Genomic DNA, 16,222 nt, shown 5'->3' with positions numbered 1-16,222 from the left:
AATGTGGGTATTTATTATATTTAATACCTGCATTAGAGTTTTTTATTATTATGATGTATTATTTGTTTTTATTATTGATTATAAGGTGATATTTTTAATTTTTGTATATTAACTTTTATTTTCTATCTTTTTAAAATTAAACTAAGAATTATATAATTTCTATACTTAAAAAAAAATAACATCTTTTATGAAAGGAGAGGAAAAATGAAAAAGTTAGTGGTAACTTTTGTTTTTATGTTTTTTTTATCTTTTTTTTTCATTTTAAATGGATGTGTTAACCAAACTCTGAAAACATCATATCATGAAAAGAAACAAATTTTAAAAGAAGTTAAAAGTGAATGGGGGAATGCATATTTTAGAGGCACACCAAACAATTGGGGAATTACTCATATGTCTAAAATAGGTCCTCATACATGGCAAATTATAATTAAATTTAATAATGGAGATGGTTATGGAAAACCAAGATTTAAGATAGATCATTTTGGTGATTGGAAAGAAAGTTATCCCGCTAATGATTATGAAGTTGAACCTTACACCACTTATAAAATAACTTTTTATGATGATACTCATTATATAAAAGTTGAAAAATATATAAAAGCTGTAAATGGTGTAATGCTACAGGCCTTTCAATGGTATTTGCCAGAATATAATGAGAAAACCAAAAGCGGATTATGGGTAGAGTTATCAAAAAAAATTCCAGATTTAGCCTTAATGGGGATAACGGCATTATGGCTTCCACCAGCATATAAAGGGCAGGCAGGAAAAAGTGATGTGGGGTATGGAGTCTATGATTTGTATGATCTTGGAGAATTCAATCAAAAAGGTACTATTTCAACAAAATACGGAACGAAAGAACAATATTTAAAATTAATTGAAAATGCCCATTTATATAATATACAGGTTTATGGCGATATTGTATTTAATCATAAAATGGGAGCAGATAATACAGAATGGGTTAATGCAACAAAAGTTTCATGGAATAATAGGAATATTGAAATTGAAAATAAAACAATAAAAGCATGGACACTTTTTAATTTTCCAGGACGAAATAATAAATATTCAGATTTTAAATGGAGATGGTATCATTTTGATGGTGTAGATTGGGATCAAAACACTGGTGAAAAAGCTATATTCAGGTTTAATGGAATTGGAAAGGCATGGGATTGGGAAGTGGATGATGAAAATTTTAATTATGATTATTTAATGGGTGCAGATCTTGATATGGATCATCCTGAAGTTGTACAAGAACTTAAAAAATGGGGTAAATGGTATGTTAATTTTACAAAAATTGATGGATTTAGATTAGATGCTGTAAAACACATAAAATTTAGTTTTTTTAATGATTGGCTGGATTATATGAGAAATGTATTAGGAAAAGAATTATTTACAGTTGGAGAATATTGGAGTACAGATATTAATAAACTAGAAAATTATATATCAAAAACAGAAGGTAGAATGTCTCTCTTTGATGTTCCATTGCATCAACATTTTTACGAGGCATCGAATTCTGGGGGCTATTATGACATGAGAAATATTTTTAATGGAACACTTGTTCAGAAAAATCCTATAAAAGCTGTTACTTTTGTTGAAAATCATGACACACAGCCTGGTCAGTCTTTATCTTCTCCTGTACAGGATTGGTTTAAACCTTTAGCTTATGCAATGATTCTATTGCGAAAAGATGGTTATCCATGTGTTTTTTATGGGGATATGTATGGTGCTCCTGGAATAAAAGAACAATATGGGACAATTAAAAAACTTATTGAAGCAAGAAAGTTATATTCATATGGAAAGCAATATGATTATTTAGATCACCAAGACATAATTGGTTGGACAAGATTGGGAGACGAAGAACACCCAAAAAGCATGGCAGTAATACTTTCGGATGGTCCTGGTGGAAGCAAATGGATGTATGTTGGAAAGAAAAAAACAAAGTTTATAGATTTGCTGGGGAATATAAAAGAGGAAATTTGGACAAATGATTATGGATGGGCAGAATTTAAAGTTAATGGAGGTTCTGTCTCTGTTTGGGTAGAAGAATAAAATTAATATGGTCACCAAAAAGGTGACCATATTAATTTTAAAAAATAAGGTTTATTTACCAAAATAATGGATAACAAAATTTATACTATATACTATGCCAAAAAATATACCATAATACAATTTTTTATTTTTTAATTCGTCAGAAAATAAAATAATCATTATCAGTATTCCAATAAAATTTGTAAATACAAGTAATATATAAAATTTTATTTTTATTTTTAAAAGGAAGATACCTATCAATATAGAGAAGATGTTACTTATTAAAATACCTATTGCTAACTTTAATTCTTTAATTTTCAAATAGAAAAAATCAAAAAATAATTTATTTAACCATATCTCTATTACAAATGAAAAGAAAAAAATAATAAAAGAAATAACTATAATTATTTTATCTAAATATAAAATATTTATATCTATATTTTGAGCTAAATCAACAATATTTTTTTTCATTTCAGGATTATTTTGAAAATATTCAAAAATAAAAGAAATAAATATATATAATGCACCAATATAAGTTAAAAGAAAAATAATGTGTTCTTTTTTAATCACAAAATATCCCTTCCTTTTTTAAGGTTAATTCTATAAATTTATGACTATTTAAAATTCCGTGATAAGTAAATATTATTATTGTTCCTTCAGATACTCTTTTTTTTAACTCATTAAATATAATATTTTGTGTTTTTATATCAATATGAGAAAGAGTTTCATCAATTACAATTAAACTCCACACTTTTGGTATAAAAATTAATGAAAAAATTGTTTTTAAATTTGTCCCCATAGACGCTTTATAAGGAAATATGGAAAAATCATTTATATTTAATTTTTTTAAAATCTCTTTAAAGGTATTTTCTGTAATTTTTATATTATGATAATACATAAATAATCTTATATTTTCTTCTAATGTTAGCCAGTCTTCATTAAGTGAAAATTCTGGAATATACAAAATTTTTTTAAAATTATTTTTATATATTCCTTCACTAAATTCTTCTATATTTGAAAGGCATCTAAGAAATACACTTTTTCCTATTCCGTTTTCTCCTTTTAACCAATATATATTATTATAAAAAGTATAGGATACATTTTCAAAAATAACTTTATTTCCATATTTCTTAGAGCAGTTTTTAAGTTCAAGCATTTAGAATTTTCCTCCTATTATTTATTAGGATATTAAACCTTCTACAAACCCACTTATTATAATAGAAAAAATATTTATTAATAAAATGCTCTTATATTCAGAAAATATTTTTAAAATCACATTGTATTTAAATCTATAAAAATTAAGCATAAGGCAATAGGATATATAAGAATAGATAATATAATTTGGAAATTCTATAACAATATGTGGAAAAAGTTTATCAAAAGTATTATATAAACCTACTGATTTTATACCAATATAAATACTCCAGGTTGTTGAAAATAGATCAATTATCCAGAATACTGGCATTAAAGGAAATAAAAATATATAAGATATAAAATTTTTTAAATTATTTAATATAATATCAATAGCTAATTTAAAGCTATGTTTTTGTGGTATTGCATATATTTCCCCGGATAAACAAAATATCTTATCATAAAAATATATTAATTCAAAACATAAAAATAGGTACAATATTAGATAAATAGAAATATGTCTTTTTCTTGGCATACATTCACCTTTTTTTAAAAATATAATCAGATATCAGTTTATGGATATTAAATATATTTAAAATCATCAAAAAGGTAATTTTAAAGAATTCTCCATATATTTTGCGATACCCTTGGATTTTAAAAAAGATTTTACTATACATATCAGGAACTTGAAAAATTATTGCCACAAATATTATAAATGCAAACAAAAAATAATGATTTATTTTTCTTTTATTTTCAAGAGATTTGTAATAAACGAAAATATAAGATTTTACTATGTACACCATTAGTAAAAGAAGATTTATAAAAAATAATAAAATGTAAAAATTTAATCCTTCAGAAAATACTATAAAAAACAAAAATAAAAATATAATAACGGTAAAAATAATTCCTATTTTCAATTCATATGAATTAAGAAACCAATTTTTATATGGACGTATTGTGGTTTTAAAAAATATATATTTACTATATTCTCTGTCAAAATTTAAAAAATTTTTTTCAAAAACTATCTCTAATTCTGCTAGTAACAAAATTATTAAAAAATATTCTGCTGAATATAATCCAAAAAAATGATAGGTAATAATTGCTCCAAAACAAACGAATATGAATTCAGCATACTCTTTTAATGGTAATCTCTTAAAAAAAAGTATTAAAGAGTGACATGAAGTAATTTTTTCTGAATAAAAAAGGTATTCTGAAAACTTTTTATCATTAATAATTATATTTTTTAATTGTGAAAACCATGTGCGATATAAAAATATAACATTAATAATAATAACAGGAATAAAAAATAATATGTTTATTTTTAAAATATACAATAAATAAAGAAAAACAAAAACTATAAGTATATACTTTTCCTTCTTTGTATATATTTTCACAAAAAATAAGGTAATTTGAAGTAAAAAATTAATTAACAAAAATAATAGTTTTTTATAATCATTGTAATATAATAAAAATAACAATATATTTGAAATAATAAATATACTGCTAAAAAGATTCAATCTTAAAAAAGTAAATATAACATATTTAGCAGTAACTTCCCTGGATACTAAATAATGTACATTTCTATACTGTTTTAATAGTGAAATAATATTAGGAAAATTATAGTCAAATAATAGAAATGAAAAAAAATAAATTATTAAAAAATTATTTTTATCTAGAAGAAAAATATATAGAAAAAAAGAACTTAAGATCATGAAAATATATACGAACAAAAAAATAAAGGAGTTTATAAATGTATCTTCAACTATTTTAAAATTATTTATCCAATATTTTATGAGTAATTTGATATTTATCTCCTCCTTGAAAAGGGAAGAATGATTAAATCATTCTTCCCTTTTTAATTAAAAAAGATTACCACATAGTTGCATATCTTTTGCCATATTTTTTTATCATTTTTTTTTGCAACAGCAACAAGTCCTGCTGTAATTGCTCCTGCTCCAATAACTGCTGTAATAATTGAAATAATTGTTGTTACCGTTGAAAATGTATCAATGATATCTATAACCTTTTCAGCTGCATGTTTTGAGATTCCAAGCATAGATGCTAAATTAATACTTGAAAAAGTAAAAAAGACACTAAAAAGACTAAGGGTTATAAAAATTTCTATAAAAAATATATTTTTATTCTTCATAAGACTCCTCCTCCTTTGATTAAGTATTATATTAAAGTTTGAGAAAATGTTTTCAAAGAGTTTTTATAATATAATTAAGAAAGTTCTATCGTATATTTCATCTGGTACCAGAAGAACTCAGCCGACTGAATGCAAATGTCAACTAATAACTTTTGACCCCCTGGGGTAAAAAATTGACCTCTTACTTATAATATTGATTTGAATAACGGTTTTTAAAGATTTTTTTCTGTAACTATATCCATTTATACCAGCTATTATAATAATATCATTGATAATATTGTGAAATTTATAACTAATAATTCATAATAAAACCTAACAAATATATATTTTTAATATTTGTTACACTATAATCAAAAGATATTAGTTTTTAATTATTTATTTCACAATCATTATATCAAAAAGAAAAAAAGATATCAATATATAATGTGAAATCCGAGTAAAATTATAATTAATTTTTCTTTTTTTGTCGCATATTTAGAACAACAAACCTCTTTGCTTGATTTAGCAAAGAGGTTTGTTTTCAGTCTATCAGACACATAATATATGGCTGTTTTCTTTTTATAACTTATTAATTAGTTCTCTTTCTATATATTTAAAGCCTTTTTCCCAGAATTCTTTTTTAGTAATATCAATATCCAGTTTTTCAAGTAATTTTTCTGGAGCTGCATTTCCACCGCTGGATAATAATTCTTTATATTTCGGGATAAATGCTTTTCCTTCTTCAAGATATTTTTCATATAATGCAATTACAAGAAGATTTGCAAAGTTATATGCATATACATAGAATGGTACTGCAAGCATATGAGGTATTGTGCTCCATTCGTATTTGTATTCTTCAGGGATTTTTACAGAATCACCAAACATTATTTTTAATTCTTTTTCATATAATTCTGACAATTCTTCCCATGAAGCCATTCCATTTTCATCAATCATTTTGTGTGACTGTATTTCGAATCTAGCAAACATGTTTTGCCTGAACATTGTTGCGAACATATCCTCTATTTTTGAAGCTATAAACATCTGTTTTTCTTCGCCTTCTAATTCCTTTAGTAATTTGTCCATTACGAGCATTTCGCCAAATACAGAAGCTACTTCTGCCATTGTTAATGGTGTATGATAATTTAATAATGACTGTTTTGAAGATAATGTCCCATGCACACCATGTCCTAGTTCATGTGCTAATGTCATTACATCTCTCATGTTTCCTGTATAGTTGAGTAATATAAATGGTTTGTAGTTAGGAATATTATATGAACAGAATGCTCCACCACGTTTTCCAGGTTGAATTTCAGAATCAATTCTGTTTTCATCAAAGAATGATTTTACAATATCCCCAATCTCTTTGTCAAATTCATAGTAGGCATCAAGTACCAATTTTTTTGCATCTTCAAAGGATATTTCCTTTTTTACCGGTTTTAATGGTGCATAGATGTCAGCAAGGGTTATATCGTATCCAAGGAAATCTCTTTTCCATTTATAGTATTTATGAACAATAGGTGTTTGCTCTGTGGTTACATCTATTACCATTTTTACAATTTCATCTTTAACCTCATTTGCCATATTTCTCATGGAAATTGGTTCTGGATAGTTTCTTAATTTGCTTTCTGTATCGTAATATTTTGCAACTGAATTAAATGTGCTTTCTAATATGATTTTATCCTTTTCATATCTTTCAAAGAACATTTTCATTGCTTTTTGTCTTAAATCTTTGTCAGGATGTTGTCTTAATGAACGAATTTCAGCACCTGTCATTGTTTTTAATTCACCGTCAATTTCAATTTCAAATGTATATGAGGAAACTAATTTTTCATATAACTTGCTAAATGCTCTTCTTCCAGCAGGTTCTAAAGCAGATAAAGCTTTTTCAGCGTCTTCACTTAAAACATGAGGTTTTTCTTCAATTAATACTTCAAGTACATGTTTATACTTTTCTAATTCAGGTGAATTTTTTAATTCTTCAAGCTTTTCAAGTGAATGGCTTAATAATACAGGTTTCCAGAATGAAAGTTCCATTTCTCCTTTTGTAAGGTAATCCTGTCCCATAGCAACTAATTTTTGAGCTGTTTTATCCTGAGTATTTGCAGAGTATAATAAACTTGCATATTGCATTGCAAAATATGGTTTTTCAATAAGTTTTTCCAATTCTTCAAGAAAATTTTTAACCTCTTTAGCTGATAATTCTTTTGAAGAAAGTATAGGATAATATTTTTCTTTTAACTTTTTTGCTCCTTCAAGCGCATTTTCAAAATCCTTTTTAATTTGTTCATTTTCTGGTGAATCATAGAAAAAAGTTAAATCCCACTTCATTTTCACACCTCCTGAAATTTAATTATTAAATCTTTTTTTATTTTTATAGTATATAGGATATATTATACCAAGAAATATGGAAAATATGCTAACGCTATATAAAACAAAAGAGACGTTATTTCCAAAAATTGCAGCATATCCACTGGATATGAAATTTCCTATAGCCCAGGCAAATCCCATTGATACCGATGAAGCAAAACTTTTATTTTTAGGCATTAGACTCTGTGCCTCAACAATATTTGCTGACATTGTTAAAAATCCAAAGGCATCAAATAATGCAAAGGCTATTATTCTTAAAAATGATGTATCAACCATTAATAATAATATACCGGCAATACCCATTCCAAGGAAACCAATTAAATTTATAAACCTAATACCTATTTTTTCCATTAATTTTGTTCCATAGAAATTGGTAAACATTCCGATAATCATACCAATACTTAAAGTAGCACCACCTACAACAAGACTGGCACCGTGCAAATTAACGTATATAGGTACAAATGTATGGAATATATCCATTACAAAACCTCTTAGGGTTACCATTAAAAAAATAGGAATTAATGTAAGTGCTTCAGAAAGTTGAGGGAATCTTTTTTCTGCTATTTGTTGTTTTTCATATTTCCATAATTTTTTATATAAATAAGGAATAAATAATAATGCTATAAGCCCAACGTAATAGATTTTTTCAAATCCAACTATGCTGAGATACATTGTAATAAATATTGGTCCCATTGCAGCTCCAAATGTTCCAAATACTGAGAACCAGGCAATATGATGTCCTTTGTTCTCTCTTCCTGCAAAACTGGCACCAATAGGATGAAAAGCAGAATTAAACAATCTTGTAAAAAATATTACTACCAGTGAAATCCAGAAGCTGTTTACAAATCCTAAGATAGAAATCAATATTATTTCCATTATCAATATAGAAATAATATATACACCATCGCGTTTTCTCCTATCAAAATATAATCCAAAAAATATTTGCAAAATCGATGACAATGCACCTATTAAAGAAAGTAAGCTTGTAAATGTTCTGCTGTCAATATTATATCTTTCAATGAAGTATGGACCTAACGGCTTGAAGAAAGAGTTTAAAAAGTCGGCTAAAAAATGAGCAATTGAAATGGCGAAAGTCACTGTATCACCCCTTTGTTAGTTTTACGAACAAAATTATATCACAAAAATTAAAAATTGTCCAATAATTTATTATATAAATAATGCGGCTACATTTGTAGCCGCATTATAAACAGTGTTATTTTATTGAATAATTTGGCGATTCTTTGGTGATGGATATATCATGAGGATGACTTTCTTTCATACTTGCAGCTGTGATTTTTATAAATTCTGCTTTTTCATGCAATTCTGCAATATTTTTTGCGCCTATATATCCCATTCCAGCCTTTAATCCGCCAAGCAATTGATAAATTACTTCTTTTGCTTTTCCTTTATAAGGCACCATTCCTTCTACACCTTCTGGTACCAGCTTTTCTGTTTCTTCTACATTGCTCTGGAAATATCTATCTTTACTGCCTCTTTTCATTGCTCCAATTGAACCCATTCCTCTATATGTTTTATATTTTCTTCCCTGATAAAGTATAGTTTCACCGGGTGCTTCTTCTGTTCCTGCAAATAAACTGCCAAGCATTACGGTATTGGCACCGGCAGCCAATGCTTTTACTATATCTCCTGAATATCGTATTCCCCCATCGGCTATTACAGGTATATTATATTTTTTTGCAACGCTAACTACATCCATTATTGCTGTTAATTGTGGAACTCCAATACCAGCAACTATTCTTGTTGTACAAATAGAACCGGGGCCAATTCCTACTTTTACAGCATCTGCACCGGCTTTTATTAAGTCTTTTGCTGCTTCTGCTGTTGCAATGTTTCCAGCAATAATAGGTACTTCAGGATATTTGCTTTTTATTTTTTTCAATGTCTCCAGTATATTTTTTGAATGACCATGTGCTGAATCGAGTACTAATACATCAACACCGGCTTTTATAAGAGCTTTTGCACGTTCTAACCCATCAGAAACCCCAATTGCTCCACCAACTAATAATCTTCCCTTTTTATCTCTTGAAGCATTTGGATGTTCAACTACGGATATTATATCTTTTATTGTTATTAAACCAATTAATTCATTATTTTCATTTATAATAGGTAATTTTTCTATTTTATTTTGATGAAGTATTTCTTTTGCCTCAACTACTGTAATGTGTGGCCCTGCGACAACAAGGTCTTTAAAAGGTGTCATTAATTCTTTTGCCTTTTTTGATGTGTTTTTTTCAAAACGCATATCTCTATTTGTCAATATTCCCAATAATTTATTATTTTCATCTACAACAGGTAATCCCCCTATTTTGTATTCAGCCATTAATTTTTCCGCTTCGTATATTGTTGTGTCTGGAGTTATTGTTATTGGATCGTATATTATGCCATTTTCCGCTTTTTTTACCTTTTCTATTTCATGAGCCTGTTCTTCTATAGTTAGATTTTTATGAATTATACCAATACCGCCTTCATGGGCTATTGCTTTTGCCATTAAGCCTTCAGTTACTGTATCCATTGCTGCTGAAAGAAAAGGTGTGTTTAAATATATATCTTTAACAAGTATGGATTTTGTTTCAACTTCCGAAGGAATTACTTCACTGTATTTTGGTAATAATAATACATCATCAAATGTCAATCCTTCTCTAAACATTTTATCGCTCCTTTCTATTCCCATTCAATTGTTGCCGGGGGTTTTGAGGTTATGTCATATACAACTCTTCCAACACCATTTACTTCATTTACAATACGACTTGAGGCTTTTTCAAGTATTTCAAAAGGGATTTTTGACCAATCAGCAGTCATTCCTTCTACGCTATCTACAGAGCGTATTGCAAGCACATAATCATAACTTCTTTCATCGCCAACAACTCCAACACTCTTTATTGGAGTTAAAACAGTAAAAGCCTGCCATACTTTGTTATACCAGTTAAACTCTTTTAATGTTTCTATAAATATATGGTCCGCTTTTTTTAATATATTTAGCTTTTCTTCTGTGATTTCTCCAATTATACGTATTGCCAATCCTGGACCAGGAAATGGATGTCTGTATAATATATGTTCAGGTATTCCCAATAATTTTCCAACTTCTCTTACTTCATCTTTGAAAAGATTCCTTAAAGGTTCTATTATTTTAAATTTCATATCTTCCGGCAATCCGCCTACATTGTGGTGGCTCTTTATTTTTGCCGTATTTTTTCCTGATGCGGCACTTTCAATTACGTCAGAATATATAGTTCCCTGAACGAGAAATTCATATTCATTAGTTGCTTCGTTTTCAAATACGCGTATAAACTCTTCTCCTATTATTTTTCTTTTCTTTTCAGGATCAGTAACACCGCTTAATTTAGATAAAAATCTTTTTTGTGCATCTACAACTGTAAGATTTATACCTAATAATTCATTGAATATCTTTTTTACTTCAATTTCTTCATTTAATCTCATTAATCCGTGGTTTACGAACACTGCTTTCAATTGTTCCCCTATGGCTTTGTGTACCAATACTGCAGCAACAGAAGAATCTACTCCGCCAGAAAGTGCAATGATGGCTTTTGAATTACCAACTGTTTCTTTTATTTCTTTTATTTTATTTTCGATGAGATTTTCAAGAGACCAGTTTTTTTCCAGTTTTGCAATTTTAATGAGGAAATTTTCAAGTATTTCAAATCCAAATTCTGTGTGTTTTACTTCTGGATGAAATTGAATCCCGTAAATTTTTTCAGAAAACTTTACAGCAGCATTTATACCATTATAAGTAGTAGCAATAATTTCGCTTCCTTCTGGAAGTGCAACAACAGAATCGCCATGGCTCATCCAGGTTATAATCTTTTCCGGTATTTCTGAGAATAATACGTTATTGCTTACTTTTATTTTTGTTTTTCCATATTCAGAAACTTCTGTTTTCTCAACTTTGCCCCCAAGTTTTTTTGCCAATGCCTGCATTCCATAACAGATTCCCAATATTGGAACATCTAAGTCAAATATCCAATCAGGAATTTCTAACGCATCCTTATCGTTAACGCTTTTTGGACCTCCAGATAGTATAATAGCTGTTATATCTTCTAAATTGGTGATTTCAGCGTCATGTGGAGCAACTTCAGAATAGATTTCCATTTCTCTAATACGTCTTGCTAATAGTTGTGTATATTGCGAACCATAATCAATAATCAATACTTTTTTCATAGGCACCTCCTATAAAAATAATGCACCTCTTAGGAAAAGAGGTGCATTATATATTATTATATATATTAAGCTCCCCTTTTCCTATAGTCAGATGGTTTACGGCCATCTGGTAGAGACTTCCGGACCATATTACCGGAATTATATAGGAAAAGAAAAATTCCAGAATATTTAATTTTTTCTGTATTTTAACAGATAAAAACGTTATTTTTTTTGCTTTATAATTAATACTCTGTTAATTGATTTTCTTTATATAGACCAGATATTCAATATTACCGTCTTTACCTCTAATTGGTGATTCTACCATTCCTTTTATTTCAAATCCATTTTCAATTAATGAATTAAAAACCTTTTTTATAGCTTCTTCTCTATATTCTTCCTTTTTAACTATACCTTTTGATAATTTTGATGGTTCCAATTCAAATTGAGGTTTTATGAGTATTATTCCCTCTGCATTATTAGCAGTAATTTCTTTTATTGATGGAATAATTTTTGTAATTGAAATAAAAGAAACATCACTGGTAAAAAATTCTACAGATTCAAAATCTTCTTTTCTAAGGTATCGAGCATTTGTGTTTTCCATTAAAACTATTTTTTCATTATTTCTTAAGCTTTCATGAAGCTGATTTGTTCCTGAATCTATACAGTAAACTTTTTTTGCACCATTTTCCAGTAATACCTGAGTAAATCCTCCTGTAGAGGAACCAATGTCTGCACATATTTTGTTATTTATTTTAGGTTGAAATTCTTTAATAGCCTTTAATAATTTATATGCAGCTCTGCTTACGTATTTTTCTGTTTCTGTAATTTTTATTGTAGCATTTTCATCTACTTTTTTAGATGGTTTTGTAATTTTTTGATTATTTACATAAACCTTTCCTTCTTTTATAAGCCTTTGTGCTTTTTCACGTGAATCAACGTATTTATTATTAACTAAAAATATATCCAATCTAATTTTTCCATCACCCTTTCTATAAAATTCAAGATTTTTCAATAAGCCTTTTATTAAATTATATCATACCGTGCTTAAAATGAAATGAGGCTTTTTATTCAAAGCCTCATTTGCAATAATTTTATTATTCCTTAAATACCTTACACAATTCAGGGACAATGTCTATAGAAACTGCAGCACCTTCCGGGAAAATCTTTTTTTGTCCAGGATTATCAATTTGAACCATTATTTCACCGTATTCTGTATCAATAAATGATTCTACAGTATTTCCGAGATATACATTTATTTTTATCCTTCCTTCTATTAACCCTTCTTTTTCTTCTTTTAAAATTAGAGACTCTGGTCTTGCCATTAAAACACCTTTATCTCCGCTATTTAACTCTTTATCATACTTTTTCATAATTAATTTTCTTCCTTTAAAATCAATTACTATATTGTCATTTTCTTTTCCTATTACATCAACTGTAAAAAAGGCAACCTTCCCTATAAATCCGGCTACAAATTTAGAGATTGGATCTTCATATATTTCAACAGGTGTTCCAATTTGCATAATTTTTCCATCTTTCATTACTATTATTCTGTCAGACAAACTCATTGCTTCAACACGATCATGCGTAACATATATAGCTGTAATTCCTAATTTTCTCTGTATTTTTTTAATTTCAATTCTCATTTGTTCCCTGAGTAAAGCATCTAAATTGGAGAGTGGTTCATCAAGGAGCAATATAGCCGGTTCTACTATAATTGAACGTGCCAGCGCAACCCTTTGTTGTTGTCCTCCTGATAGCCTTGATGGTGCCCTTGATGCTAAATCCTTTAATCCAACCATTTCAAGCGCTTCAAAAACACGCTTTTCTATTTCTTCCCTGGATAATTTTCTTAATTTCAAACCATATGCTACATTGTCAAATACTGTCATATGTGGAAACAATCCATAACTCTGGAAAACAGTTGCAGTATCTCTTTTATTAGGAGGTAGGAAAGTTACGTCTTCATTTCCTATATATATTTTTCCTTTCGTTGGTAATTCAAATCCGGCAACCATACGCAATGTAGTAGTTTTTCCGCAACCAGAAGGTCCAAGCAATGTAATGAGTTCTCCTGGTTTTATTTCAAAGGTAGAATTGTTTACTGCTATTACCTCTGTATTATTTTTCCTGTCCTTGAATATTTTAGTTACATTTTCTAATCTTAAGGATACCTGTTTTTTCTTCATAATTTTCACCTCTCACCGGAAACGGTTTTTTCAAGTGTTTCACTTTGTCTTACTATTAATCGCATTAATCCAAAGGCTATAAGCACTATAATGATTAATGTTGTTGCAAGAACACTGGCTAAACCAAATCTCAGATTTTCTGAGAAATTATATATCAAAACAGTAATGTGATACCATTTTGCTGATATTAAGAATATTACAGCACTAACAGCTGTCATTGACCTGACAAATGTGTAGGATAAACTTGAAATAAATGCAGGCCTTAATAATGGCAATACTATAGTTTTAAATACCGTTGGTACATCGGCACCAAGATCCTGAGCAGCCTCTTCTATTGATGGATCTATTTGTCTTAATGCTGCAACTCCGCCTTCAACGCCAACTGGCAATTCCCTGATAATATAATTTATAACTATGATAGCTCCTGTTCCTACTAATATTAATGGTGGTTTATTAAATGCAAGAATATAACTGATACCTATTAATGTTCCAGGAATAGCAAATGGAGCCATTATAAGTATTTCAAATATTCTCTTTCCTTTAAAGTTTTTTCTAACAAGAATTAATGCTGTGAGCATTGCAAGAATTCCAGCAAGAGGTGTTGCAATTGTTGCAAGCGTTACAGTGTCTGTAATTGCATCTTTACCTCTTTGAAGAGCCTCTTTGATGTTTTCGAGTGTAAATGTATAATCAATACCCCAATTTCTCACGAAACATCCAGCTACAATTGTACCGTATAATGAAATCAAAAATACCACTATTAATACCATTAAGGTTACCAAAGTTACTTTAACAGGTTTTGATACCAATTCAGTAATACGTGGTGAAGGTTTTCCTGTTACGGTAACAAATGATTTTTTTGATACCCAGAATCTCTGAACAAGAAAAGCAGTAATGGTTGGCATTAATAACAACAATGATAATGCTGCACCATTTCCCAATCTATTCATACCAGTAACTTCAAGATAAGCCTCAACAGAAAGTACTCTATAATTTCCAGATAATATCAATGGATTTGCAAAATCAGCAAGTGAATTGGTAAATACAAGAAGCCAGGCGCTTAATATTCCTGGTACTGACAACGGTAATGTAACCGTTAAGAATGTTTTTAATTTTGATGCGTTTAAATCAAGTGCAGCATCTTCCAATGTTGAATCTATTGCATGAAGTATTCCTGCCATAGTTAAATAGGCTATTGGGAACATTCCCATTGTTTGAACAAGGGTTAATCCCGTTAAACCGTATATACTAAAATTTTGCAAATGCAATATTTTTTTTGTGATAAGTCCATTGTTTCCAAATAGCAATAATATGGATAATGTTAAAGAAAATGGTGGAGAAATAACAGGTAATGTAGCCATTGTGCTGAAAAATTTCTTTCCTTTTATAGATGTTCTTGTTAAGGTAAATGCAAATAGAAAGCCTATTAATGTTGAAAGTGTGGCAGTTGAAATACCAAGTTTAATACTTCCCCAGAAAGCCTTTAAATATTGATCAGTGGTGAGTATTTTTTTCCATATTTCCATGGAAAACTCACCGTTTTTTATAAATGTAAGCCTTACTGCTTCGAAAAGAGGATATGCAGTGAATATACCTACAATAACAAATAATCCTAATATAATAAAATTCATTACAGGATCTCTTGAAAAGAGGATAATCCCATATACCAAAATAAATGCCACAATTATTGAAACAGCAAAGATATTTAATAGTCTATAGAATTTTAAATATCCTTCCATATTAAAAAACATTATTCCTATTCCCACTATATCATACTCAGAAGTTAATATTGGGGCAAAAACTATCTTATACTGCGAATTATCTAACGAATACATATTATCCGTTAAAAAGTATTCGCTATATACAGCACTTTCTAATCCTTTTTCAAAAATAGGATCGGAAAGTTTAGATTTATAAAATTCATAAAATTCTTTATCTTTATAAAACTCTGTAGTTTCCTCAAATTGAGGAAGACCTTTTATATATATAATTCTTATATTTTCATAATTATTTTCGACGTTAGAAATCCATGAATCAATATCCTCTGTTTTATCAGAAACAGAAGAAAATATTATCTTCCCAGTTTCAAGAATATTATCATTTATTATTTTTGTATATGAATCCTTTATGCTGGAGAATATCCATATATCTGCAGAAGCAACAATGATTAAAAATAATAGAAAATACATTATCTTCTTTTTTGTGAACATAT

11 protein-coding genes, 1 pseudogene and 1 riboswitch are annotated in these 16,222 nt (G+C 28.5%); of the genes and pseudogenes, 1 reads left to right on the top strand and 11 read right to left on the bottom strand.

What is annotated here, in order from left to right; translation table 11 throughout:
- Positions 1-204 precede the first annotated feature (204 nt).
- Positions 205-2,043, top strand: coding sequence for an alpha-amylase (locus XO10_RS02805; protein WP_014296056.1), 1,839 nt, complete (start codon positions 205-207; stop codon positions 2,041-2,043).
- 51 nt (positions 2,044-2,094) lie between these two features.
- Here the strand turns inward: XO10_RS02805 and XO10_RS02800 are convergent, their stop codons facing one another.
- From XO10_RS02800 to XO10_RS02750, 11 genes and pseudogenes are all read right to left on the bottom strand, one after another.
- On the bottom strand, positions 2,095-2,592 hold the full coding sequence (locus XO10_RS02800; RefSeq protein ID WP_014296055.1) for a hypothetical protein: 498 nt from the start codon (positions 2,590-2,592) through the stop codon (positions 2,095-2,097).
- Positions 2,585-3,178: an ATP-binding cassette domain-containing protein gene (locus XO10_RS02795; RefSeq protein ID WP_014296054.1), complete on the bottom strand. Its 594-nt coding sequence runs from the start codon at positions 3,176-3,178 to the stop codon at positions 2,585-2,587. The genes XO10_RS02800 and XO10_RS02795 overlap by 8 nt, the downstream gene beginning before the upstream one ends.
- A gap of 24 nt (positions 3,179-3,202) precedes the next feature.
- Complete coding sequence (locus XO10_RS02790; RefSeq protein WP_014296053.1) at positions 3,203-3,688, bottom strand: integral membrane protein; 486 nt, start codon at positions 3,686-3,688, stop codon at positions 3,203-3,205.
- Between the two features lie 1,334 nt (positions 3,689-5,022).
- A pseudogene (locus XO10_RS02785) lies at positions 5,023-5,302 on the bottom strand (uberolysin/carnocyclin family circular bacteriocin).
- 558 nt (positions 5,303-5,860) lie between these two features.
- Complete coding sequence (locus XO10_RS02780) at positions 5,861-7,609, bottom strand: M3 family oligoendopeptidase (RefSeq protein ID WP_014296050.1); 1,749 nt, start codon at positions 7,607-7,609, stop codon at positions 5,861-5,863.
- A gap of 18 nt (positions 7,610-7,627) precedes the next feature.
- Complete coding sequence (locus XO10_RS02775) at positions 7,628-8,746, bottom strand: MFS transporter (RefSeq protein WP_175421098.1); 1,119 nt, start codon at positions 8,744-8,746, stop codon at positions 7,628-7,630.
- 115 nt (positions 8,747-8,861) lie between these two features.
- On the bottom strand, positions 8,862-10,316 hold the full coding sequence (gene guaB / locus XO10_RS02770; protein WP_175421097.1) for an IMP dehydrogenase: 1,455 nt from the start codon (positions 10,314-10,316) through the stop codon (positions 8,862-8,864).
- A 14-nt stretch (positions 10,317-10,330) separates the two neighbouring features.
- Positions 10,331-11,845: a glutamine-hydrolyzing GMP synthase gene (guaA, locus tag XO10_RS02765; protein ID WP_175421096.1), complete on the bottom strand. Its 1,515-nt coding sequence runs from the start codon at positions 11,843-11,845 to the stop codon at positions 10,331-10,333.
- 64 nt (positions 11,846-11,909) lie between these two features.
- A riboswitch (purine riboswitch) is annotated at positions 11,910-12,011 on the bottom strand.
- Positions 12,012-12,077: 66 nt separating this feature from the next.
- Positions 12,078-12,836, bottom strand: coding sequence for a TlyA family RNA methyltransferase (locus tag XO10_RS02760; protein ID WP_175418128.1), 759 nt, complete (start codon positions 12,834-12,836; stop codon positions 12,078-12,080).
- Between the two features lie 82 nt (positions 12,837-12,918).
- Positions 12,919-14,010, bottom strand: coding sequence for an ABC transporter ATP-binding protein (locus XO10_RS02755; protein WP_014296045.1), 1,092 nt, complete (start codon positions 14,008-14,010; stop codon positions 12,919-12,921).
- Between the two features lie 5 nt (positions 14,011-14,015).
- Positions 14,016-16,220: an iron ABC transporter permease gene (locus XO10_RS02750; RefSeq protein WP_175421095.1), complete on the bottom strand. Its 2,205-nt coding sequence runs from the start codon at positions 16,218-16,220 to the stop codon at positions 14,016-14,018.
- Positions 16,221-16,222: the final 2 nt, after the last annotated feature.

The organism is Marinitoga sp. 1135 (assembly GCF_013363245.1).
Taxonomy (GTDB): Bacteria; Thermotogota; Thermotogae; order Petrotogales; family Petrotogaceae; genus Marinitoga; species Marinitoga piezophila.
The sequence above is the reverse complement of the archived record's forward strand: the minus strand, read 5'-3'. Positions and strand labels throughout refer to the sequence as shown.